The sequence below is a fragment of the Salibacterium sp. K-3 genome (assembly GCF_054052005.1).
In genome coordinates this window covers 348,098-373,746 of the sequence record NZ_JBSVZE010000001.1, presented here as the reverse complement: position 1 = coordinate 373,746, position 25,649 = coordinate 348,098, and the positions used below count along the sequence as shown (strand labels likewise).

19 protein-coding genes are annotated in these 25,649 nt (G+C 41.4%); 1 reads left to right on the top strand and 18 read right to left on the bottom strand.

Annotation, left to right across the window (positions count from 1 at the left end):
* Nucleotides 1-117 precede the first annotated feature (117 nt).
* On the bottom strand, nt 118-1,272 hold the full coding sequence (locus ACW9JV_RS01810) for a helix-turn-helix domain-containing protein (RefSeq protein ID WP_457330770.1): 1,155 nt from the start codon (nt 1,270-1,272) through the stop codon (nt 118-120).
* Between the two features lie 287 nt (nt 1,273-1,559).
* On the opposite strand from ACW9JV_RS01810, the gene ACW9JV_RS01805 reads away from it, so the two are divergent.
* A complete protein-coding gene (locus tag ACW9JV_RS01805) occupies nt 1,560-2,621 on the top strand; it encodes a response regulator (RefSeq protein ID WP_457334527.1) in 1,062 nt (353 codons plus the stop codon).
* 18 nt (nt 2,622-2,639) lie between these two features.
* On the opposite strand, the gene ACW9JV_RS01800 is transcribed toward ACW9JV_RS01805, so the two are convergent.
* From ACW9JV_RS01800 to ACW9JV_RS01720, 17 genes are all read right to left on the bottom strand, one after another.
* On the bottom strand, nt 2,640-5,687 hold the full coding sequence (locus tag ACW9JV_RS01800; RefSeq protein WP_457330768.1) for an ATP-binding protein: 3,048 nt from the start codon (nt 5,685-5,687) through the stop codon (nt 2,640-2,642).
* Nucleotides 5,688-5,886: 199 nt separating this feature from the next.
* A complete protein-coding gene (locus ACW9JV_RS01795) occupies nt 5,887-6,105 on the bottom strand; it encodes a hypothetical protein (protein ID WP_457330766.1) in 219 nt (72 codons plus the stop codon).
* 207 nt (nt 6,106-6,312) lie between these two features.
* Nucleotides 6,313-9,639: an S-layer homology domain-containing protein gene (locus tag ACW9JV_RS01790; RefSeq protein ID WP_457330764.1), complete on the bottom strand. Its 3,327-nt coding sequence runs from the start codon at nt 9,637-9,639 to the stop codon at nt 6,313-6,315.
* A gap of 289 nt (nt 9,640-9,928) precedes the next feature.
* Nucleotides 9,929-11,086, bottom strand: coding sequence for a helix-turn-helix domain-containing protein (locus ACW9JV_RS01785; protein WP_457330762.1), 1,158 nt, complete (start codon nt 11,084-11,086; stop codon nt 9,929-9,931).
* A gap of 534 nt (nt 11,087-11,620) precedes the next feature.
* Nucleotides 11,621-12,037, bottom strand: a complete 417-nt coding sequence (locus ACW9JV_RS01780; protein ID WP_457330760.1) for a hypothetical protein — start codon at nt 12,035-12,037, stop codon at nt 11,621-11,623.
* Nucleotides 11,986-12,177 (bottom strand): hypothetical protein, encoded by a 192-nt coding sequence (locus tag ACW9JV_RS01775; protein WP_457330758.1) that lies wholly within the window; start codon nt 12,175-12,177, stop codon nt 11,986-11,988. The genes ACW9JV_RS01780 and ACW9JV_RS01775 overlap by 52 nt, the downstream gene beginning before the upstream one ends.
* Nucleotides 12,120-12,578 carry a PRD domain-containing protein gene (locus ACW9JV_RS01770; RefSeq protein ID WP_457330756.1) on the bottom strand — a complete coding sequence of 153 codons (459 nt, stop codon included), beginning with the start codon at nt 12,576-12,578 and terminating at the stop codon, nt 12,120-12,122. The genes ACW9JV_RS01775 and ACW9JV_RS01770 overlap by 58 nt, the downstream gene beginning before the upstream one ends.
* A 686-nt stretch (nt 12,579-13,264) precedes the next feature.
* Entirely contained in the window at nt 13,265-15,235 is a 1,971-nt protein-coding gene (locus ACW9JV_RS01765) for a TRAP transporter permease (RefSeq protein WP_457330754.1), read from the bottom strand.
* The gene (locus ACW9JV_RS01760) at nt 15,235-15,729 is read right to left on the bottom strand and encodes a DUF1850 domain-containing protein (protein ID WP_457330752.1); all 495 of its coding nucleotides are present in this window, start codon (nt 15,727-15,729) and stop codon (nt 15,235-15,237) included. Before ACW9JV_RS01760 ends, ACW9JV_RS01765 begins: the two co-directional genes overlap by 1 nt.
* The gene (locus tag ACW9JV_RS01755; RefSeq protein WP_457330750.1) at nt 15,701-16,690 is read right to left on the bottom strand and encodes a TAXI family TRAP transporter solute-binding subunit; all 990 of its coding nucleotides are present in this window, start codon (nt 16,688-16,690) and stop codon (nt 15,701-15,703) included. Before ACW9JV_RS01755 ends, ACW9JV_RS01760 begins: the two co-directional genes overlap by 29 nt.
* Before the next feature lie 161 nt (nt 16,691-16,851).
* Nucleotides 16,852-18,207 carry a sigma-54-dependent transcriptional regulator gene (locus ACW9JV_RS01750; RefSeq protein ID WP_457330748.1) on the bottom strand — a complete coding sequence of 452 codons (1,356 nt, stop codon included), beginning with the start codon at nt 18,205-18,207 and terminating at the stop codon, nt 16,852-16,854.
* Between the two features lie 6 nt (nt 18,208-18,213).
* Nucleotides 18,214-20,220, bottom strand: a complete 2,007-nt coding sequence (locus tag ACW9JV_RS01745; protein ID WP_457330746.1) for a transporter substrate-binding domain-containing protein — start codon at nt 20,218-20,220, stop codon at nt 18,214-18,216.
* Nucleotides 20,221-20,906: 686 nt separating this feature from the next.
* Nucleotides 20,907-21,029: a hypothetical protein gene (locus ACW9JV_RS01740; protein ID WP_457330744.1), complete on the bottom strand. Its 123-nt coding sequence runs from the start codon at nt 21,027-21,029 to the stop codon at nt 20,907-20,909.
* Between the two features lie 128 nt (nt 21,030-21,157).
* Nucleotides 21,158-21,598 carry a LamG domain-containing protein gene (locus ACW9JV_RS01735; RefSeq protein WP_457330742.1) on the bottom strand — a complete coding sequence of 147 codons (441 nt, stop codon included), beginning with the start codon at nt 21,596-21,598 and terminating at the stop codon, nt 21,158-21,160.
* Nucleotides 21,599-21,808: 210 nt separating this feature from the next.
* Nucleotides 21,809-22,552, bottom strand: coding sequence for an IclR family transcriptional regulator (locus ACW9JV_RS01730; RefSeq protein WP_457330740.1), 744 nt, complete (start codon nt 22,550-22,552; stop codon nt 21,809-21,811).
* An 83-nt stretch (nt 22,553-22,635) separates the two neighbouring features.
* The gene (locus tag ACW9JV_RS01725; RefSeq protein ID WP_457330738.1) at nt 22,636-24,531 is read right to left on the bottom strand and encodes a TRAP transporter permease; all 1,896 of its coding nucleotides are present in this window, start codon (nt 24,529-24,531) and stop codon (nt 22,636-22,638) included.
* Nucleotides 24,532-24,566: 35 nt separating this feature from the next.
* Nucleotides 24,567-25,598 (bottom strand): TAXI family TRAP transporter solute-binding subunit, encoded by a 1,032-nt coding sequence (locus tag ACW9JV_RS01720; RefSeq protein WP_457330736.1) that lies wholly within the window; start codon nt 25,596-25,598, stop codon nt 24,567-24,569.
* Nucleotides 25,599-25,649 lie beyond the last annotated feature (51 nt).

The window sequence follows — 25,649 nt, the reverse complement described above, 5'->3', positions numbered from 1 at the left end:
GTCTTAATGATAAATTATCCTGTATGGTAAATTAGTTAAAAAAATGGAATAATAGAACAATAATATATATGTATCTATAATACATATATAAGCGCCGCAATAAAACTTCTTCCAATTTTAAGAGAGCGGAGGGCTTTGCCTGCGGTATTGAAACGGGGTCTGTCCGGTTACTCGTTTGAACACTTTTGTGAAATACGTCTGGTCGTTGAAAGACAGACAAGCAGCAATCTCGGATAGGGACATATCAGAATAAAGAATCAACCTTTTGGCTTCCTGAACCTTCTGGTCTAATATATAACGCTTCAAAGAAACCCCGTATTCCTGTTTGAACATCGTTGAAACATAGTTGGACGTAATACCCATGTAATCCGCTATCATCTGCACCTCAATCGTGTTGTAAATGTGGCTCTGAATAAAGTCACGGATTTGCCGGACAAAAGGGCTGAATGAGCTATTCCTTTCTTTTTGAACCAGCACATAAAAAGAATCCAGAATTTTGGCATTCAGGGTGTTCAATTCCTTGAGGTTTGAGGCTTCTTCTATTTCAAACAAAAAAGTATAACTCATCTTCATAACCCGGGGCACGGAGCCCCCTGATTCAATTAATGTCCTCGTCAATACCGCACAGATAATAATCAATTTATTCCTTAAATGTCTTTCTGGATTGCTGGACCCTAATTCCATATCTGCCTGGGTTTCAATTTCTCTCATTACTTCAAAGCTCCCGGGGTCTGCATGTCGGAAATAGTCCAAAAACTCTTTTTCGAGAAGGTAAGGGTAATGAATATAGTCTGCACCTGATTCATTCATTTCGTTGGTCACCCAATCCACGCCTTGCTCGTTCCCGGGATAGTAGTAAAAATAGTGCCGGACCATGCTGTTCAACAACGTTCTAACGTAATGATGTTCCGAAATAAATGGTTTGGGATTGCTCGAACCGGATTCTTTCGATTTGAACGTCACCAAACATTTTCCCGGCACCGAGTCTCCTCCTTGATAGGGCCCGACAACTATAAAACCCTGTAATGTAGGTATCCATAGGGAAAAATAAGTGGAATTCGTTTCCTCATCATAAAGATAACACTCCACCGATTCTGTATTACTGTACAGAAATAGGAAGGAAGATGCGCCTGCCTCTTCTGATTCCATCCAAAACTGCCGGGAAGTATATGTACAAAAATCTTTGGAATAAAAACCCACTGAAATGGCTGTCGCACCCTCAAGTATTCGATTCAGTTCTTCAATTTTGGATTGATTCGCACCGGATATCATTCATATATCACTCCTATCCTGCTATTGATTTCAAATATAATAGTTAGACGCAGCAAGAAATGAGTGTACTTAATCAGGAGCTGCTGATTAAGTTCTTATCGCTACAAGGCCACAATCCGACCCATTATAACAATAGCTTTATTTTCTTCGCCTATACATTGTATATAAGCAGGCTGAACAAATTCTGAACAAGAATAAAAGCCAAACCTATCAGAAAAGTCAAAAAAAAGTTATAATATTAGTGTCAACTCCACATTGGAGAAAGGGGGATATTGAACTTGAAAGTCATGCTGGTTGATGACGAACCTCATGTCCTTCATTATTTCGAGAAGCTGCTGGAAGAAAACAAGGAAGTGGAGGTAGTTGGAAAATATTTCAATCCGTATCAAGCTGTAGAGGAAGCGTTAAGACATCAACCTGAGGCTGCATTTCTCGATATAGAAATGCCTGAATTGCGGGGAATAGAACTTGCTGAGAAAATCCAGGACGCCTCTCCTGAAACACACATCGTTTTTGTAACAGCATACAACGAATATGCCGTAGACGCCTTTGAACTGAACGCTGTGGATTACGTGGTAAAACCAATCCAGCGGGAACGATTAAACAAAACCATCCACCGGCTTCAGCAGTTGGAGCCATACAAGGCTTCCGGCAAATCCGGCGGGTCTTTCGTCTGTTGTTTAAAATCCTTACAATTCAAAAGATCGGAAGTAGAACATCCAACTCCTGAAATAAATTGGAGAACATTAAAAGCCAAAGAATTATTTATGCTGTTGCTGCATCATAGACAGAAACCGATTCGAAAAGATGTGATCATAGAGACACTGTGGCCGGATAACGATATGGAAAAAGGGATGGCATTGCTTTATTCCACCGTTTACCAGGTTCGAAAGACCTTAAAAACAAGTGGAATAGATATTACAATTAAAAACCATGAAGAGAGTTACATACTTGATCTGAACGGCACAAAAGTGGATGTCGATGAATGGGAGAAAGGGGTGTCGGCATTACCTCCTATATCCGATAATACCCTTTGCGAATACCAGAAATACTTCGACATGTATCATGGAGATTATTTCGAAGAAACAGATTATATCTGGATGGAAGCAGAAAGAGAAAGATTACGAGCTCTATGGCTGAGTCTTGGGACAACAATTACGGATTTCTTAATCAGCAAAGGTGACTACACTTCTGCTATCACTATGTATCATACGATACAAAAACGCTACCCTTTTATGGAAGACGGTTATTACAAACTGATGCATTTATATGATGAAATTGGTGACAGGTACTCTTCAGAACAACAATACTTAAAACTCAAAGAAATGGCAGCCGGGGACTTGGAATAAGTCACTGACTGCCGTTTTTTATTTCAGTATTTGAAAAGTCACTGTCGTCCCTTTACCCGGAGTGCTTTCAATTTCCAATCCTTTACCGAAAAGTTTTTTTAGCCTTTGATTTGTGTTTGTTATGCCGACACTCTGCCGGCTCGAATTCCTGTCGAGCATTTGCTGCACAGTTTGGTCATCCATTCCCACGCCGTCATCCATAACAGATATTTCGTAATGGTTCTTACGTTCCACCGCTTTTATACAAATCGTACCCCCGCTCACTCTTTGCAGCACCCCATGTCTGACAGCATTTTCGGTGAGAGTCTGGATGGACAGCGGGGGAACATTGATGTTCAAATCATCTTCAATATCCCATTTATCTTGCAACCTTTCTCCAAACCTCTCTTTTTCAATATACAAATACGACCTTATCAATTTAAGTTCTTCATCGAGCGGAATGAGAGATTCCGTATTATGCACGTGAAAACTTCTTTGGAGATAGTTTCCAAACTCATGGAGCAGTTTAACCATTCTGTCGGTATCCACTTCACTTAAAGAGACAATGGTGTTTAGTGTATTAAATAAAAAATGTGGTTGTATTTGCGCCTGAAGCCAGGCAGCCTCCACACGCAATTGTTCTTTAATGGACTGTTTCAGCTTGATCAGCGCATCCACACGAGCTTTCAATTCTTTAGCGTCTACAGGTTTTGCGATATAGTCATTTGCACCTGCGTCAAATCCGGTATACACATCTTCCCTCTGGTTTCGCGCCGTAAGAAGCAAAATAGGCAACTCCGACATTTTAAACTGTCTGCGGATCCTTTTTGTCAGTTCATACCCTGACATGCGGGGCATCATCACGTCCGTAATGATTAAATCCCATTCTCCCGTATCAATCATTTCCAATGCTTCCCGTCCGCTTTTGGCCGCCGTGACATCGTAATCAGCCGTGAGCATCGTTTTTAATATTTTTAAGTTAACCGGATCATCTTCTACGGCTAAGATTTTTCCTTTGTTTTCTTTTTGGTCCTCTTCGTTTTCCTTGACGGGAGATAACGAGGGTTGGAGCGATTCCATGTCCTCTTCCGTCGTCACAGCGATTTCCTGACTGTCTCTTCTTTCATCTGGAACGTTCTCAGCCAGTGGAAGAGTGAACGTGAAAACAGAACCTTTTCCGACAGAGGAGCGTACAGCGAGGTCCCCCCCGTGCAATTCGACAAGTTGTTTACAAACTGTAAGTCCTAATCCAAGGCCGCCTTCCGCCGGATCAGCATCCACTTGTTCATAGGCCTGGAAGATGTATTTCTGTAAGTCGTCACTCATGCCAACACCTGTGTCTGTAATGGAAATGGCTGCTTTGCCATTGTGGTGGCCGGCCTCGATGACGATAGACCCTTTTTCTGTAAACTTCACCGCATTATGCAGAAGATTAAATATAATTTGTACCAGCCGATTCTCATCTGCCTCTACCATGGGAAAAGATTCCGGAATATTTACAGATAACTGAAGATCTTTTCCCGCCGTCATAAAACGAATCATGTCGATGACACCAACTGCTACGGGATGAAGGTTTATTTCTTCCTTATAAAGCTGGATTCTCTGCTCTTGCAGCCGGGTCACGTCCAGAAGATCATTCAGGGTATAGGCCATCCGTCTGCCAACATTAACAAGTAACTCCAGATTCTCTTTGCTCTTTTTTGTTAAAGGTTCTTTATCGTCCTCCAACATCGTCTGGGCAATATTGATTACCCCGTGAAGAGGATTGCGCAATTCATGAGAGGTGTTTGCCAGGAATTCATCTTTTTTCTTATCCGCTTGTTCCAGCTCTTCCACAAGCTCTACCACTTGCTGGTTCTGCCTGTAAAATCGCTTGAACCAAAAAACGGCAAAACCGAGGAACGCACAAAGGTAATCAAACGGATAAAACGGTATGTCTATCCCTGAAACTTCTTTAATAAGCCCCCACAAAATACCGGACGTCGTACCTATAACAACGACTGCAATAAAAATGGATTCATCTTTATAATGAAAGTAATCCTTCAAAGCTAACGGCACGACACCAATAAAGGATACAAAATAAAGAACAAAGAACAGGCTGTTCAGCTGTGTTAAATACTCAAGCGGGAGAATAAAAATAAGCAGCGTACAAAACCCGTATAACATCGTAAACCAGCGGAAGCGTTTGTGTCCCTGCGAATTTTTCAATAGGTTCCGCATAATCTGCACAAGGAAATATGCCGCTCCAAGGTAAATAAATTCTTGAAACTTAAATGACCATTCATAATTAAAAGGAAGCCACTCCATAAAACCACTGTTGTAGGTAAGCAGCTCATCTACAGCTGGAAACAGAAAGCCCACCGCAAAGAAAAGCATGATTTTCTTCCGCGAAATAAAAAGATAGATAAGCAGACTATAAATACTATGCAGGATCAGGATAACGACTAAGCTGATTAATAATACATGTTCAAAGTTTCTATCTTCCGAGACTTTCTCCGAAGCACCAATGGTCACCGGACTGCTCACTGCAACACCGCCCGGGGTGTCAAAATTGGAAACCTGCAGCATAATGTCGATTTCCTGTTTTTCAGCGGGAAACGTAACGGTGTAGGGATTTCCCCTTCCGCGGTGTTGATCTGCTTTTTTCGCTACCTGACCCGAGTGCTCTTTTAGATCCCCATTTACATACATAGCGGAAGCCGTATTCGTCGACGGAATACTTATAGAAAGTGATTGGCTCGAATCAGTGGTTTTATCAACGAGCACCTTTAAATAATAGGTTCCAAATGTAACAGAAGAATCCTCGTTTGCTTCCATTGATGTATGTTCGTTATGTATTTCTGAATCCAAAGGAAGCTCTTGAGGACTTTCTGTTAACATTCCAGGAAAAAATATCCACCCGCCATCAAAAGAGACAGGGGGATCATTCTCTAAATCACGTTCCCGTAGATCTAATACACCGCCTTTTGCTGCAGGTTGTTCAGAGGGGATATGATACATAAACCATGCTATACGAAGTCCTGTTAAAACGAGCATAATTACGATCAATATGATAATACTTTTTGATTTGCTTTTGGTTGATGTCAAGGCTCTCGAACTCCTTTAGACGGTCCGTTAAGCACTAGGGGAGAGGTGATATCCCTCAGCTGGAATGCAGGTATTACACATTACTCAAGAAAGAATGTCTGTTTTGAATAAGCATATCACAATCCCAAGTACACACCAAAAAATGATCTTTTCATACTGTTTTTAGTAAACTAAATTTTTAGCTGCGAGGAGGATAGTTTCAAAGATGCAGAATCCGCAGGTTGGCTGTAGTTAGTCTGAGGTTAAATGCGAGATAACCAATGCTTTGTTTTTCATATCTCTTTAACATCCCGAAGTCATTTAAAAAATTAAGCTGTTCAGCCCACTCTATGGTTGAACGTTGAATTTCTACAGCATATGAACGTATACCCGTTTCAAATACTTGTTCGATTTCAGGTATTTTTTTAACGTTCATCATCAACACATCTCCTTATTACGATAAATATGTTTTTATTTCCAATAAACAAATTATTGTAAGTCCATAGTTAAAAAAAGAACAGAGAGAGTCATCATTGAATCGACTCTCTCTGTCCTTTTTGGATTACACAACCCTTGACAGCCTTATCCTAAGAAACCATTAGAGTGCTTTTTTTGACATGGTGAGTACTCATTAAAATTCTTAGCTTTACATGTTGTTTCGAATTAAATCAATTAAATCTTGATCAAAGTTTATTTCTTTTGATTCACCTCTTTGAGTTTGCTCGCCATTAGTGAGTACCGGAGTTAGCTCTATATTTGTTCCAATTATATCGCTTGCACTGATAAGTGGAACGGTGTCTAGTATTCCAACAACACCTGTCAGGATACTAGTGAGTGGACCGTCATTAAATGTATAACTTGCGGTACCCTCTTTATAATTAATATCACCTTCAGCGCTGTCGTTTACAATAATTGGGTCAGGATTTAGAAAGCCTGGATTAAGCCCTAAGCCTTCTAGAACACTGTCACCAACAAGATCCATTACACCAAGCACTCCCCCACTAGTTTCCATTTCAATTTTCAATTCAACATCGGATCCAAGGGTGTTTTCGCCATTCGCCAAATCAATGCCTACTGTTCCTCCACCATTTATTAGATCAGTAATGAATTGCTCATTTATTTGCTTCTCTATCGCAGGTGCAGCAACTAAATTGGAAGGAATATTGAAGGCAGATGCCTCCGCGCTGATATCTCCATACGTTACAGTTGTGGTATAATCACCCGCAGTCACGTCACTGTATACGCTGGTTGTTGTACTGAAGCTGTCGTCGGCTGTAACAGTAGCTGTGGTTGCCAGACTTCCAACGCTGTTACCATTAGAACCGGTGAAGCTGATATCCACTTGTTCTTCGGCAGGAATGTTGTACGTACTACCGGTAACTGTTACTTCATCGTTGTCAAACGATGCAGTAACATCACTGATAGATGACTGCTGACCATCGTCTGACGCTCCATCAATGGTAACCGTTGTAATCTCTCCCGCTGGTGTATCACCTGACGCCGCTACGCGCACCTCATAGTCTCCCGCTGGCAGATCACTGATTTCAGTTTGACTTTCCGGTACCGCGGTCCATGTTCCAGCGTCGGCTGCTTTATATTCCTGCGTGTCGTTAACACCAGTGATCGTTCCATCTGCTGCTCCTTCAGCGCTTACCGCTGTCGTTTCTACACCACTTGGTGCTTCCGGAGCCGGTGTGTTGCCATCGTCGCCGGTGTTGAAGCTGGTACTGTTCTGCGCTTCCCCGTACACGTTCGACGTTACCGTCGCTGTGTAGTCTCCCGGCTCGAAACCGCTGATATCAATGTCTTCCGCACTGTAGGCATTGTCGTAAACGTCGGCTGTTACCGCGCTGCCTGCTTGATCTCCTGACGCGTTGGTGAAGACGATATCGACAGTTTCTCCGTCGGCCATGTTCGTCGTCGAACCGCTGACGCTGACCGCCTCATTGTTGTCACTTAGCTCTGCGCTGACCTCGCCGATCGTGTCATCCGTGTTCTCTTCAACGACCGTGTCCACGATATCCTGGACTTCCTCCTGCGTTAAGTCCTCACCGTTCTCCGGCTGCGCGTCGCTGACCGCGTCGTTCACTTCGTCCACGTTTTCTTCCGTGACACCGTCTACGTTGGCATCATCGTATGTGCCCTCGTCCGCGTTGCCGTTATTGATGGTTTCCAGGGCATCTTCCTGCAGGAAGTCATTCACTGCTTCTTGGATTTCCTCAACGGTCAATGCGTCTCCTGCCGGCTCGACACTGCTGACTGCTTCTTTTACATCAGCCAGATTATCTTCTGTGACACCTTCTGCACCGACCGTTTCATAATCGCTTACGTCACCATCGCCGTTTTGGATGGCTTCCAGGGAAGATTGAACAAGATCATCCACAATGTCCTGGATTTCCTCCTGCGTTAAGTCCTCACCGTTCTCCGGCTGCGCGTCGCTGACCGCGTCGTTCACTTCGTCCACGTTTTCTTCCGTGACACCGTCTACGTTGGCATCATCGTATGTGCCCTCGTCCGCGTTGCCGTTATTGATGGTTTCCAGGGCATCTTCCTGCAGGAAATCATTCACTGCTTCTTGGATTTCCTCAACGGTCAATGCGTCTCCTGCCGGCTCGACATTGCTGACTGCTTCTTTTACATCAGCCAGATTATCTTCTGTGACACCTTCTGCACCGACCGTTTCATAATCGCTTACGTCACCATCGCCGTTTTGGATGGCTTCCAGGGAAGATTGAACAAGATCATCCACGATATCTTGAATATCCTGTGGTGTCAGTGGATCTTCCGAATCGTCACTAGTGACGGCATCGTTCACTTCATCCACATTGTCTTCCGTGACGCCGTCCGTGCCAATTGTTTCATAATCCGTTACGTCACCATTACCATTGCGGATAGCTTCCAAGGAAGATTGAACAAGATCATCCACAATGTCCTGGATTTCCTCCTGCGTTAAGTCCTCACCGTTCTCCGGCTGCGCGTCGCTGACCGCGTCGTTCACTTCGTCCACGTTTTCTTCCGTGACACCGTCTATACCGGCTTCATCGTACGTACCCTCATCTGCGTTGCCGTTATTGATTTCTTCCAGAGCGGATGAATCGTTATCACTGCCGCCGGAGCCTCCGCTGTCATTGTTGTCATCATCGTCGTCATCACTGCCGCCGGAGCCTCCGCCGGAGCTTCCACCGTCATTATCACTTTCGTCTGAATTGTCGTCACTATCATCATCGCTGCCACCGGAATTTCCATCACTATCGTTGTCATCGGAGCTGTCGTCATTATCGTCGTCACTGTTGTCACCGGTGCTTCCATCTCCGCCGCCGATTTCCTCATCGTTCAAAGCACGGTCCAGAAATGTCGCGAATTGAGCGCGTGTGACCGTTTCTTTTGGACGGAACATATTATCTTCTGTCGAAGTAATACCGTAGTCCGCTAAAATTTGAATATTCTCCTGATGGCTTGCATTAGCTTCGTCTATGTCTGCTACTTCTGCGTCCGAGCCTGACATCTCCACGAGGTCAAACGCACGGACAAGAATGGTAGCCATCTGTTCACGTGTCAGGTCCATTCCTGCCGCGAACATCGTGCCGTCTTCGCGCCCCTGGAGAAATCCTGCATCCGTTACGGCTTCTGCATAAGGTGTGTGGTAACTTTCATTTATAAGGTCATCATAACTTGAAGCTGCATCTTCATTGACATTGAGGTCAAATGCTTTTACAAGAAGTTCTGCCACCTGACCGCGGTTTATGTCTTCCCCTGGAGCGAACGTTTCGTCTGGATACCCGTTGATAATCCCTTCATCCGTCAGGTTCTGGATAGCCTGCGAAGCCCAGTAATCATTGGATACATCACTGAAAGATTCAGCTGCATCCGCCTGCTGTACATCGGCAGGTACTGTTGCTGCGGCAGATGCTACAACTGCAGCAGATACAGATGATGCCAGAAATCTGCGGTACGACTTTGGTTGGTACGCCATATTGAATAATTCCTCCTCTAAGATATTGCATTCTACCTTAATTTTGATAAAATGCTTTTTTCATACACTAATTGTCCCTAAAAAACTACTCTATTCCTCAGCGATCGAAATCGAGTCATTGGAATACAGGAGAATGAATATGAAACTCACAAAATAGTTGGACAATTAGTGCTATGAATTTGATTACATTTTCAATTTAATAGTAAAATAAAGAAAAGTATGGTATTTTTGTTTTTTATAAGGAAAAATGTCATATTAAATGACATTTTCCATAGATAATTCGAAGAGTTTAGGAGTAAAGGGGGAATTGTTTTTGATATTGAAGAGGTGTGATTCCAGTGAACTTTTTAAAGACTTTGCTAAAATACGTTTGGTCATTAAAACATAACAACGTGGCAATATCTGATAAGGTTTTGTCCGTATAGGCTATTAAGCGTTTGGCCTCTTCCACTTTGCATTCCAGAATGTAGTGTTTCAGCGTGATACGGCATTCTTTCTTAAATTCCGTGGAAAGATACCCTCTTGATAGCTGCATATGTTCAACAACTGCCGCTACATCAAGCGGTTCTCTCAAGTTTCTGTGAACAAAATCACGAATCTCTTGAATATATGGACTGTACTGTTTTTTTCGTTCTCTTTCTACAAGGTAGTAAAAAGAATCAATGATTTTTCTGTGCAGATCATTCAGATCATGTATGGTTTCCGCCTTTTCAATAGAACGCATAAATCCATTGGAGATCGTCAATGCTTCGGAAGGTGTTACCCCGGATTCAATCAGGACTCTCGTGAATACGGTAGTGACAACCATCAGTTTATTTTTCAAGTGGCGCACTGGGTTTTCTGAACCGAACGTCAAGTCCATTTCTTTTTCGATTTCTTTTAACATATCAAAACTTTCAGGGGAGGACTGCTTGAAGTATTCAAGAAACTGCTGTTCCTTCTGATATGGATAGTATAGAGCGTCGGTATCACCGGGAACCATATCTTCTGTCATCCAATCCTTCTCATGTAGAGCACCCGGATAATAATAAAAATAATAGCGGAGAAAACTATGAGACATCATTTGAATGCTGTCGTGTTTTGTTATCGTCGTAATGCAGTGGACATAACTGTTTGGATTGTCACAAAGACACAGAGGAGATTTCTTCTGGATGACATCAGTCGTTTTATACGGACCTACCAGTAGAAAGCCCTGCAGGATAGATATCCAGGTTGAAAGATAATAACAATCATTTTCTACGTCATACAGCACGTTCTCTTCTGTTTCGACATGCTCATAGATAAAGTTAAAAATGAAGAAAGAGTCATCATTTTCTTTATTTTCTATATATGGAAAAGATACAACACTAAAATTTTCACAATAAAAACCAGCAGGAATGTCACTTATATCCGTTATTGTATTTACCAGTTCCCGTAATTTGGTTTCCACTTCTGTCGTCATCTTCATTGCTGCATCACTCCCAGCTGCATCTAGATTTTCAGTATAAAAACCAAACGTTTGCTGTATATGTCGTTCTATTCTATAATGTTTAGAAATTTTGTGTCTGCTAAATATGATAAAATCACCAAAAATAGAACAATAATTCCATCATGGTATTTTTAATACATTTAAGGAAATTCATTAGATGAAGTGGTTTATGAGGTATCCTGTTCAGACAGCGTGAGGTAACTTCGAATGTTACAAAAAAAAGCGTTTTGCTGTTAATCCCTGTCTCCCAGAAATACTATCCACACAGGACTAAAGAAAAGAAAAAAGAGGCTCCATCCCACTCCACGAGCACCGAAATCTCTTATCACCTTATTGTCTGCTGCCCCAGATCAATCTCTATTCACGCCGTTGATTATACCGATGATGACTGACTTATCGAGGTGTCCCGGGCTTTCGACGGGCATGACCTCACAAAAAAACGGGCCGCGACCGATTACACAAAGTAATCGATCCCGGCCCGCTTTATCCTCGTCTTCTTCAAGAAGTGTGCGGTTACGAATAGGAGATGGATCTCCCGGTCATTTCTTCATAATCTTTTTTCATGATTTCCCACGATGTTTGGATGTCTTCATTCAGCCCGAACAGGCCGCTCCGGCCTACAATGTAAATATCGGGACCTGCGGCATCAATTTTCTTAAATGATTTACGGTTTGATGAGCCGTCCATTTCAATGACGAAGTGATAATCATTTTCTTTGCGTAAGTGTCTTAAATCAACAATTTTTTCTAACGTACTGTCGATAAACCGCTGCCCCGCAAATCCTGGATCAATAGTCATGATCGTTATTTTGTCGACCATATCAATATAAGGATAAATAGCATCAATGGAAGTTTCAGGGTTTAACACGACACTTGCTTTTAAGCCGGCAGACCGTCCAACACTTCTGCATGCATGCAGATCCATTCGCATTTGATATCAATCAGCTGCTGCCCCCATTGGCTTGGATTGGTAACCATAAGATGGCCGAAAACCGGTAAGTCGCTTGTTTTTCTCACCTCTTCGATAAACCAGGGGGATAATGTAATATTAGGAACATAGTGACCGTCCATAATATCAATGTGATAGTCACGTTCACTACTATTCCTGCCACGCCTGCCCATGGATTGGACATGGATGGGAGCATTAATACACCGCCAAAGATGGTACCGTGGCATCCGCACCCAGTGACATCGTTACGGCTCGATTGATAAAGAAAATACACCTCAATGTCCGGAAGGGATTGATGTAAGTACCGTTCCATATGATGAACGGTCATTTCAGCGACTTCATTTAAATCCTCATCCTTCTTCATCATCTCTGTTTTTTCCTGATCAATCTGCTTCGAAAATGGGAAGTCCGGACTTTTTCTCGATCGGCTTAACAATATATACAAGTGAGAAAAAATATTGATGTTGTAAGGGTAAGGTATGGTGATATTCAGATTCTTTTCAATGTTTCGCAGCTGATCCAATATAAAATTACTTTCCTGTTTTCATGTTGTTTCCGAATCACGGCTTATAACCACGCTGCCTTTCTCTAATAAACTGTAAAAAGAAAAAAAAAGACCCCGTCGCTCGTGGGAACGAGCAACGAAGTCTCTTATCTCAAAGTATGATTATTATATCACAGTACCGTCTGTCGGAGCAGAACGATCGGCCGGTTTTTGAAAAAGTGTTCCATTTTATCAAGCAAAAAGTATTAACTCTAATCCAGCAGTTGCACAATAGGCAGATAAAGGTTTACGCCAGCGGTCTTTGTGTTATAATTTAAGTATCGATGTATGTGGATTCAGAAACCGCATAGAATAAAAAAGAGTCGCAGGTGCAGGTACATACACCTGCGGTCCTGTACAACAGCCGCTTTAAGAGCGGAGGACTTTGGGTACGTCCTTTAGAAATAGACCGCACACCTTCACAAAGGGCGGTCTATTTCTTTTGGGAACTTTTACGCCTTCGGGAGGTTTTGGTACAAACAATGAAATATTCATTCGTATCGTTTGAATATTAAGAATATTTCGGCTTTTTTACCTCTACACCTAAAATGAGTACTAATATACAAACGAGCCGGGACAGTGGCTGCCCGGCCCGTTTATGGCTACTATCGATTCGAACCGAAATGGACCATTCTGGGGTTGAGCTGAACACTGTGTATTTTTAATTAAATAGCTTTTACCGTGTTCACCCCGTGTTTCTTCGCAAGGAACCATTGGATTCCACATGCTAGAATCAGCAGGATTAGCGCAACTGCGTCATAGATCAAATTTGGCGTCATCATCAGAATAGCGCTTCCCGCAAAGAGAAGGCGTAAAATAACAGGAATTTTTGTCATCAAAAATCCTTCTGCTGCAACTCCGAGCATAACTACTCCAATAACAGCAGAAAGCGTGACTATCACACCTTCTCCAAGTGTGGTGTTTGTCAGTAGTAACGAATCGTTATAGACAAATAGATATGGAACGATAAAACCGGCAATAGCAAGTTTCATCGAAGTGAAGCCGGTTCGCATTTGATTCCCGCCGGAAATTCCCGCAGCAGCAAATGAAGCCAGGGCTACAGGAGGGGTAATATTAGCAAAAATCCCAAAGTAAAACACAAAAAGGTGAGCCACTAAAGCTTCAATCCCCAATTCCACTAAGGCGGGAGCCGCCATAGTTGACGTAATAATATAGGTAGGGATGCTTGGGAGACCCATTCCAAGTACAATACAGGCTACCATTGTAAACATTAGTGTGAGCAACAGGTTTTCGCCGCCAAGCGTTACAATTCCATTGGCCAAACTTATTCCGAAACCAGTTAAAGTAGCAATACCTACAATAATACCTACAGCGGCACAGGCAACTGCTACAGCTATAGCTGTCCGCGCTCCATTTTCCAGAGCCTCGTAAATATCTTTAAAGGACATACGTGTCGTCTTTCGAATCATAGAAACAAGCACGGTAACAAGAATAGTCAAAAAGGCGGAGAAAATAATAGTACGCCCGCTGAAAAACAGCATATACAATAAAAATAGTAATGGAATCATTAAATGTCCACGTTCTGCCATCACTTTTTTCACCGCTGGCAAATTATCTTTTGATATGCCTTGAAGACCCTCTTTAGACGCACGCAGATGAATTTGAGTAATGACTCCAAGATAAAAGAGCAGGGCTGGCAATAAAGCAGCTAATGTAATTTGGCTGTAAGGAATCCCTAAGATTTCAGCCATGATAAAAGCAGCAGCTCCCATAATCGGTGGTAGAATCTGCCCGCCCACCGAGGCTGAAGCTTCCACAGCTCCGGCAAAGTTTTTCTTATAGCCAATTTTCTTCATTAAAGGAATTGTAAAGGAACCTGTCGTAACGACATTGGCTACTGCCGCTCCATTAATACTTCCTAAAAATCCACTTGCTATAACAGAAACTTTAGCAGGGCCGCCTTTTGTCTGACCGGCCACTGCAAGGGCTAAATCGTTAAAAAACTGCCCCATGCCCGACTTTTGCAGGAAAGCTCCAAATAAAATGAAAAGGAAGATATAAGTGGCTGATACACCAATCGCTGTACTATAAACGCCTTCCGTCGTATGATACATAAAACCAACGATTTCATCCCAGCCGTATCCTCTATGTCGAAAAAGTCCACTCATCTCACGCCCAAACATTCCATAAAGCAAAAACAGAATAGCCAATAATGGCAACCCCCAGCCGGTGACACGCCGGGCCGCTTCCAAAACGAGCAGTACCAGGATGGCTCCAAAAATTAAATCCAGAGAATTCGGTATACCACCGCGGTCAATGATCCCCTCATATTCCATAAAAACATAAACAGTCGTACTCAGAGCCATCAGAGCAAACAAGGCATCATACCAGTGCAGCAGGTATCGTTTGGAATGCTTTAATGGTGGATAAAGCAAAAATACCAGAATAAGAATAACCGCAACATGCAAAGAACGGTGTTGCAAAGTTACTGGTGTGCCAAAGTATGATGTATATAAATGATATAGTGAAAGAAATACCGCTATCAGGGAGACCACCCATGCTAACCCTTTATTATCAAATACACGAAACCGCGATTCATTATCATACTTCTCAAGCACTTCTTTTTGTTGTTCCTCTGTATATTCTTCTGTTTCCCGTGATGAATGCAATCCCATCACCTCTTTTCTATTAGAATTTTAAGCGGTGCATGGTGGGGCAGGTCGCTGGTTTCCGCCACAACTTCTTGATTGACTTTCACTTCATACGCCGCCTTATGAGAATGAATCCAGTTTACCGAGTTATGACATTCCTCCATGTTTTTGGCAACAAAGGTCCCATCCTTTTGTTCTACATCTTCATATTTATGCTCAACTCCTGCACCGAAGGATTCAAACCGGGTCTCTTCTAACATGAAATCACAGGATTCCTCCACCCGGAATATATCAGTCCACGGAGTCTGTTCTACAGAATGAATCCAGGAAAGGGCTACTTCATCCCCTGTTTGTATTGGTATTTTTATAAAGGACTCCCCTTCCCTTTCATGCTGTATAACTAATTGCCTCTCTTCACTCTCACATGCAGCAACTATCCCCATCGCGGTCAAAATAATAATAAAAGCTAATATTATTATTTCCTTTTTATTATTCTTCCAAAGCATCCTGTTCCTCATAATACTGCTCAGCCCCTGGGTGAAGTGGTACTGGCATACCCTCCGTTACACTTTCTAAATCAATATCTTGTGCTGCATTGTGTGCATCTTGGATCGTGCCTATATTATTAAACATGGTTTCAGTTAATTCATAAACTTCCTCTTCACTTAAACTTTCATTGACCAGCATGACATTCATGATCGTTGCTGTTTGAATATCTTCGCCGGTTTCATACACATCCTTTTCAATGGTGCCTTCTCCGAAGAATGCATACTCTTCCTGCAGTTGACTAAGGGCCTCGCCTTCAATAGGTACAATCTTCACATCTTCCTGCGTCGACAAATCAATAACAGTAGAATTAGGGAGACCACTTGTAACAAAGGCTGCATCAATCATATTATTTTGCATCTGATCAATCGCTTCACTGTAGGAAAGAAAATCTTCATTTATATCGTCATAACTCATTCCATGAGCTTCCAACACCATCTGAGCATTCAACTCTACACCAGAATTCGGTGCTCCCACTCCTACATCCATGCCTTCCAGGTCTTCCATACTTTCAATACCGGAATCTTCTGTTGTTACTACCTGGACATAGTTTGGATATAGGGAAGCCATCCCACGTAATCCTTCTTTCGCCTCTTCGTCTTCAAACGCCCCTGTGCCTTCATAGGCCTGGGATACAGCATCAGACATTGTTATCGCTAATTCAGCCCGGTCTTCTTCCAATAGATTAATATTTTCAACCGAAGCTCCTGTCGACTGCACAGAAGAATCGGTATTAAGTTCACTTTCATAGAGGTTGGACAATGCTCCTCCTATTGGATAATACACACCCGATGTTCCTCCTGTGGCAACTGTCAAGAACATATCTTCCTCCACCGCGGACTCTCCGTTTCCTTCTGCACCTCCGCTTTCTTCGTTTCCGCAGGCTCCGAGTACCAATACAGAAGCCCCTAACATCGTTAATAATTTTTTCATAATAAAATCCCCCTTACAAAAATGTGTATCTCTTATCTATAGCAAATGCAAAAAATATGCCAACTTTTTAACCCTCATTTGACAACGTTCACTGTAAACGCATTCATTTTTGAAATGCAAATAAGCGGCAACTTTTGCCGGTAGGGAAAAAGTTGCCGCATCTATTCTGCTAAACGATACAATTTTATTTTATCCCGCAATCCGCGTTCACTTATACCCAGCGCTTCTGCCGTTTTTTTCCGATGGCCGTTAAATTCCGCCAGTGTTCGTTTAATGTGCTCTTTTTCCACTTTCTTCAAGCTTTCTCCTGCATTCCCGGAAACATTGACTTCCGTTTTTTCTCCATCTACCGCCGCAAGGGCACGGGGAAGATCGTCTGAATCAATGTATGCTCCTTCCGCAATAACCATGGAAGATTCAATAATATTACGTAATTCTCTAATATTTCCTGGAAAAGAATACATTTCTAAAAGTTGCTTGGCCTTCTTTGTCACCCCCTGAATGGAAGTATTTAACTCCTTATTCAGTACCTGAATGAAATAGCTTGCAAGTAATGGTATATCATCTTTTCGTTCTCGTAATGGAGGGAGGTGCAGTTCTATCACATTCAGTCGGAAGTACAAATCTTCCCGGAATCGTCCCCCTTCCACCTCTTTTTTTAGATCTTTATTTGTTGCTGCGATCACACGGACATTGAGACGAATAGTGCGGTTAGACCCTAATCGAACGATTTCTTTCGTCTGCAGTACTCGCAGTAGTTTAACCTGAACCTGCAGGGACATATCCCCTATTTCATCAAGAAATATTGTGCCTCCTTCCGCCTCTTCAAACTTCCCTTCTTTTGAGTGGTCCGCTCCCGTGAAAGCCCCCTTCTCATGGCCAAACAGTTCACTTTCAAGTAACTGTTCCGGGATCGCAGCACAGTTTACCACTTCAAAATGTTCACGCTGCCTGGCCCCGGAAAAATGAAGCGAACGTGCTACGAGTTCTTTACCTGTACCGCTTTCCCCTGTAATTAATACATTTGTATTGACCTGTTTTACCTTATCTATCATTTTAAACACGTGATGCATCGCTTCACTTCTTGCCAGAAACCCTTCCTGACTATATTTTTTTTCCAATTCATTCGATAAGTAATCAACCTGGCGATGAAGCTTCACATATTGAAAGGAACGTTCCAGTACAGACTGAAGTTCATCGATGTTTAACGGTTTGGTTAAATAAGAATAGGCTCCTTCCTGAAGGGCTTCCACAGAAGAAGGAATACTCCCGTATGCCGTTATCATGATAATAACAATATTTGCATCAAATGCTTTTATACGTTTTAACGCATCAATTCCGTTTTCTCGGCCGATTTTTAAATCCAGAAGACAAAGATCAATGTCATGTTCTTCTAAAATGTGGAATCCGTCTACAACGTTAGTTGCGCTCTTGACTTGATAATTATCTTCAAGAGCGAACTCAAGAGACTTACAAATGGAAGGCTCATCATCGATAATTAAAACAGAACCCTTCATCCACTATCACTCCAATTCTGTCTTTGGCTGGTATTCCGGGAAAATCAATTTGATACTGGTTCCTTTCTCAGGCTTACTCCACACTTCAAAAGTTCCCTGATTTTCCTCTACATGCTGTTTTGCTATGGCAAGCCCAAGTCCGGTTCCACCAGTTTTCGTCGTATAAAAAGGCTCAAATACCTGCCGCTGCACTTCTTCACTCATGCCCGGGCCGTTATCCTGAATCCCCATGCATATATTCCCATTCTGCCTGTCATTTCTCAATACTACTTGCTTTTCCATTTCTGATGGTTGATCCGCCAATGCATCCACTCCATTAATGATCAAATTGATCACTGCCTGCTTCAACTGTTGGCGATCTGCCAAAATCCAGAGTTCCTTTTCTAACTGGACTTTAATCGAAACACTTTTATTAGCTGCTGTCCGTTCAAATAACAACTGACAACTTTCAAGCAGTGCGGATGTATCAAGAATTTCCTGCTGCACAGGCCGCGACTTACTGTAATCCATTAAGCCTTCTATTAGCTGGTTAATCCGCTCCATTTCCTGCGGAACGAGAGTTGATATATTTGCCCGAAAAGATTCACTGTGAAACTTAACCGGTATCAGATCAGTGAATGTTTTGATAGAAGTCAACGGATTGCGGATCTCGTGCGCAATACCTGCGACCACACGGCTCAACGCTTGATTCTTTTCATTTTCAAAGGCTTGGTTCCGCACCTGGATTTCTTCACTGATATCCTCAAATGTGAACATTACTCCCACGATGTCTTGTTCAAAGCTATATAACGGATAGATGTAGGCTCGGAGACGAAGGCGGATGCCATCAAAACGAGTCCAGGTGCTTTCTTCACCTAGAAACTGTTCCCCATTGTGAAGCACCCGTTCCCATTTATCTTTCAAAAAATAATACAAAAACTCTTCTTTTTTATATATATGACCAACTATAGATTCTTCCGTATTCAGCATAAATGCTGCTTTAGGGTTAAATGAAGTTATCGCACCACCCCTTCCAATGGTAATCATTCCGCGCGGACTGGACTGAAGAACTTGTTTCTGGAATTCATTGCTGTTTTTGGTTGCCTCAATCTGCTTCTGTAACGAAAAGTTGGTTTCATTGAGACGTTTCGTTTGTCGATCTATTTCCTGCTGCAACCTTCGATTGATTCGCACAACAATGAAGGTTACAACTGCCGTAACGATGATTGCCGCACCTATAATCTGAACAGCGAACCATATATTCTGCTGCGACTCATCCTCTTCCGGAAACCATTTCTGAAAGATTTCCTGGTATGTTCCATCATTGTGAATATCCTGCATCCCATTATTTAATTGACGAAGCGTTTGATAATCTTCTGAAGAGGTTGCAAACGAAAACTCAATTGGCACAAGATAATTATCCACCAATGTGAAACGGTCCGCTTCACCGTATTGTTCCAATAGTTCCTGCGTTGAAGTCACTTCTCCTGCCAAGGCATCAGCGCGCCCCCTTATCATTAGTTCTAACGCTTGAACCAAGCTACTTGTTTCATTGAATTGAATACTTCGGATGTTCTGCAGAAAAACACGTTCTACGCTGTCTATTTTAACGGACACTGTATGATTGGAAAGATCAGCTACACTTTCTATCCCGGTGGATTCATCTGGGACAAATAAACCAGCGGAACTGGAATAATAGGGTTTGCTGAATTCCATCGTTTCCGCCCGCTGTTCCGAATAGCTGAGACCAATCAAGATATCCACCTCCCCTGATTTCAAGGCTGAAACTGCATTACGTTCTCTCATAGGAAGGTATGTAACCTGAAGTGGGGTTCTTGCTTCTATCTCCTCCAGGATTTCCACAGCGAACCCGGCTGCCTCTCCGTCTTCCTGATAATGAAAAGGCGGCAGCTCTGGATCATATGCCACAACTAATTCTCTTTCCTCTTCCGCTTCCACTTTCTGATCACTAAAGGCAGTCCATGAGTAAACTAAGGTGCCTATCAATATAATAATGATTATATAATTTCTCATCGAAACAGCCCCGCTTCATTATTAAGTAAGCATCAAGTAAGCCCCGTTCAACGCATCAAGGTGAAAAGGATCGTCAGAAACTGTACTCCGGTTAGAGTGTCATGACATCTATTTAAAAACTGGAATTGAACCGGCCACATCACATCTTCCGGCCAGTGCTGTTCTTCTCGAAAATCTTCATATTTTTCTACTTCTAATGCAGGTATCGTTTCTTCCATATGTTCTCGGTGTTATGGCTATTATGTTAAATCAACCAGTCAAACAAGGGATGGCAAAAGCATCTTTAGTATTAGGTATTGTTACAATAGGTTTAAAATTCTTTTTTGGCTCTTCATATTCGGTGTTGGCAGTGCCTAACCATAAAAAGTTGTTCCAAGCGTCGCACTTGTGACCTTTGTGAACAGTTTTTTTATAGGCTGGCTTGAGTACGACATTTAATTTGTATCACCTATGCAATTTTTTTACCATCAAATGCGCCGCATTTCACCACTTTCTGAAGGAGTTTACGAAGCATCGGAACGCGCCATGCGTCCGGAAGGCCGCGGACGTCATTGGTTTCCGGCTGTACCTCTATTGGTACCGGATGTATTTTCTCGTTGTAAATCCCCTTGAGCCATATTCTTCACTCCTTTATCCGTGATACGTAAACGTAATCACTATATCATATATTTAATAATATATTATTTTTAGCATACCAAAGCATCCAGATCATCTTCCGAGCGGACTTTGTAGCTGATGATTTCGAGCACCGGCAGGCTGATGACTGTATGATCCGATTTCACCATATCCGCTTTGCTCGGGTTGAGCATTACGCTGCCACTACCGGTTCAGCTGAATCCCATATCTTTATATGCTGATAACGATAATCGCAGTTATCTGACATCACGGTTTTTTTAAAAATGTTTCCTACTTTTTCATAGCAAACACATCCTCACCTTCATGCTTTTGACCCACCTCTGAACAACAAGGACGCTTTCTTCCACAAAGACAGATTATCTATACTGCCTTGATAGCCACTTCCAATTTGGAACATTCCTCTCGAAGGATCAGAATTTATATGATCGTTGTCGACTGTTCCTCCGTTATGAGAAACACCATCAACGTAAAAAGATACCTGATCACCATCTTTAACTACAGCGACATGAGTCCATTCATTTGGCTGTACGGTGCGTAAAGCTCCGTCTATACGCTGCCATCCACCTCCATTGGCTTTATTATATATTTTATCACGTAAAAGGGAAGGTTTTTGAGATCCAGGTAAATAAATCAAAGGCAGTTGAGGGCAGGGGCTTATTGTAAGACAGTCTGCCTGTTTCCGAGTCTTTAAAATCTCTATCAGGAACGGCAGGGGCATCATCTTCTTGTTTCTGTAATTCAAACGTATCGATCCGCTCGTTATCTGTCGAGTATATTTTTCCCTTAAATCATTTCCATCTATATCGATGGAAGTAAATACTTGTTTGTCTTCATCATATAGGACATCAACATGGACCGAAGGGTTGGCGATTAATATTTTTATTCCAACCCGTTTTATTATTAATACAATGTCAAAAGGTTATTTATCATGAACTTTTGGCACTGTTTGTTTTTATGAAAGAATATTTGATATTTCTTTAGCGGTTTTCCTCGTTTTTTCAATTAGTTCCAGAATTTCTTGTTCAGTGATTTGAAATGAAGGGAACAGAATACCAATGCTTAAAGTGAATGTTGTATTTACCGGAACAGCAATCCCTGAAACCCCGTAAAGAGTTTCATTAGCCATGTATAAATAACCGGTTTCATTAACTATATTAATTTTCTTTTTTAAGTCTTCCATTTCCTCGTACGAACGTTTAGTTTCTAAGCTCTTTAAGATAAGTTGCTGCTCTTTTTCAGGTAAAGCGCTTATCAATGTGCGACCAAGGATACCATAATCTGGTTCTCTGATTTTACCTATTTTCGAACTTATTTTAAGGCCTTCATCGTTTTCTCTTTTATCCAAATAAATTAGTTTATCTTCTTTTAAAGTGGCAAGTAAAATCGTATGGCCCGTTTTCTTAAATAAGTCGACTAAATGATCTGCTACTTCTCTTTGAATAGCGACTTCAGTTGAAGCAATGGAACCTAGTTCATAAAATTTTGTCGATAATCGGTATTTCCCAGTACTTTCATTGTATCTAAGATAATCCATTTCAAGCATAGTTTTTAATATACGGTAAAGTGTAGCTCTGGATAGACCTGTTTTTTCATTAAATTCATTGATAGAGAGTTCTGAATCTTCTAATGAATAACAATTAAGAACATGGAATGCTCTTTCAATACTTCGATTTGCTTTTACATTTAATTCTTTCATAGGACTCCCTTTAATTTTATAATTATATTTACTTCCTTTAAGAGTATAAAACTTTCTTGTAGAAAGTAACATCGATCAAAAGATCATCCATTTTTATAATCTATATTTACTGAATGGAGAATCTCTTGTTGTTTTGCTTTTTTTAACTGAAAAAATAATACCGGTAAAAAGAAGACTAAAGAAATCGTTGCTGTAATATAATCAGGTATCACAAGTAAGACAGCTGCTGTAAAAATTAGCAACCTTTCAATAAAGTTAGTTTTAACTACCAGCCACCCAGTTGTAGCAATGGATAGCAGTCCAACTCCAAATATAGCTGGTATGGCAGCAGTGAGTATTTCTCCGAAATTTCCTTCGCCAAGTAAATGTGAGTTATATACAAACATAAAAGGAATGATATATCCAGATAGGCCAAGCCGCCAAGCACTTATACTGGTTTTCATCGCTTTACTCGCAGCTATTCCTGAAGCAGTAAACGCTGATAGAGCTACAGGTGGAGTAATAAAGGAAAGAATCGCAAAATACAAAATAAACAAATGAGCTGCAATTAGAGGTACTCCCAGTTCTACTAAAGCTTTTGCTCCAAGAACTGCTGTAATAATATAAGCTGCTGTCGTTGGAAGACCCATACCAAGTATGAGACAGGCCAACATCATTAATAAAAGTGCTGGTATCAGCATACCACTTGCCAAATCAATAAGGCTTTGCGAGAAGCGTATACCCAGGCCTGTTGCTCCAAAAATCCCTATCATTATTCCTGCTGTTGCACATGCAGTACTTACAGGAATCAGCATTTGAGCACCTCTTTGTAATGAGTGAAAAATGCGATGGATTGGAAATTTTCCCTCTTTAACTATACTTTGTGTGATTAATATAATAAATGTGGAGGCAATTGTAAAAAGTGCTGAACGTGATGGACTCCATTCTAATCCGAGAATACATATGATCAACACAATTAATGGGACAAATAAGTAAAACCCATTTTTTAGTAATTCAATAGCGTTAGGCAATTCAGATTTATTTTTCTTTTCTAGCCCTGCTTTACGAGCCTCAAAATAAACACCAGTGGAAAGCGCCACATAAAATAACATAGCTGGAATTAAAGCAGCAAGTATAATTTCGGCATAGCTAAGCCCGGTCATATCAGCCATAACAAAAGCAACAGCTCCCATTACTGGAGGCATTATCTGCCCTCCGGTTGAAGATACTGCTTCTATTCCTCCAGCAATATAATTTGGATAACCCATTTTTTTCATTAATGGAATCGTGAATGTACCTGTCGTTGCTACATTACTTACTGAACTTCCTGAGATTGACCCCATTAATCCACTGGATAAAACAGCGGTTTGGGCAGGGCCGCCGCGAAAACGTCCTGCGGCAGCATAGGCAAGATTTATAAAAAATTTCCCAGCTCCAGTTTCTTCAAGAAGAACACCAAATAATATAAATAAAGCTACAAAAGTTGAGGCTACAGCTAATGGCGTACCAAAAATCCCCTCTGTTGTCCACACTAGCTGTTCAGAAAGTCTGGAAGGCGAGACACCAGTATGATAGAGAATACTAGGTAAATAGGGGCCTAGAAATGAATAACCAATTAATAAGGAGGCGATGATGACCATCGCCCAGCCTAGTACCAATTTAGTAGCTATTAAAATAAGAATTATCAAAGACCATGCCTGCCCCTCTTCAAAGGAAGTCGGTCCCATAGTCCCTCTGGACATTTGGGCGTCAGGAGTAAGACCAGGCAAAGTCATAATAGCTAATATTATAGTAGAAATCAAAAGAAAAATATTGAACCAACTCATTCTGGTACTTTTACTTTTAAATGAATACAGAAGAAAGACAAGCAGTAATATTAAGAACAAATGGATGCCACGTTGCATCATGGCAGTGAAGCTCCCCATAACGCCCGTGTACAAATGGAATATAGATAGGGCAATTGCTATTAAGAATGTAATACGTGTAACTATTCGAGACAACTGTACCGCCCCCCAAATATAACGGTGTTATTAATTTATTCTGCCTCAGGAGGAATTAATTCATTAGGAATCTCTACACCTTGCTCTTCATAATATTCTACTGCGCCGGAATGAAGTGGTACTGTCATACCATCAAGCGCTGTATCAAAACTAGTATCTGCTTCCACTGCAGCATGTGATTCAATCCAAGGTTCTTGATTATCCCAGAGAATTTCCAGCATTTCTTTGATCTGATTATTGTTTAATTGCCCGTCATTCATAGTCATGTAAATAATACGATTTATTGGTGTAGGTACTGCTTCATCTTGACCAGGATAAGTTTCTGCAGGGACGTTTGCCTTTGTGAAATAAGGGTTTTCTTCATAAAATTCTTCATTATCTACAGGAAGTAATTTTATTTCTTCTGCATTACTTAAATCCAACAAAGTAGAAGATTTTAATGGGTTGGTAATAATCATTGCATCCAAAGTTCCGTCTTGTAATCCTTCAGCCATTTCACCGTCACTTAAAAATTCTTCAGTGATATCATCATATGTGATTCCGTAGGTTCCTAATATTTTATTAGCTGTATTTTCTCCCCCACTTCCGGGTGCACCTACACCGATTCTACCTCCTTCTAATTCATCAATAGAATTTATACCACTATCGGCTCTTGTAATTGCCAAAGCCCACTGATTAATGCTTGCAAAAAGTGTTCGAAGATCTTCCACCTGATTTCCTTCGTATAGATCTTCTCCATTATAAGCATAATCCGCTAAATCAGTACTGCCAATACCAATTCCTTGTTCACCATCTACTAATTGTCTAATATTGTCTACAGATCCACCAGTCGAAATAGCAGACGCTGATAAATTATCCGAGTTATCTGTTATTACTTTTGCCATAGCTGTTCCCATCGGATATAAAGCTCCACCTGAACCTGCAGTGCCTATATTAAATTCTACTGATTGACTTTCTTGTGCAGAGCTATCATTTGAATTATCTTCACCAGATGAACCGCTTTCACTTTGGCAAGCACCTATTACAATTACTAACAATAACAATGTAAAAATGTGTTTTCTTAACATGCTTATTCTCCCCTTCAACAAACTATTTAATATTTGCATAGAGATAGAAAC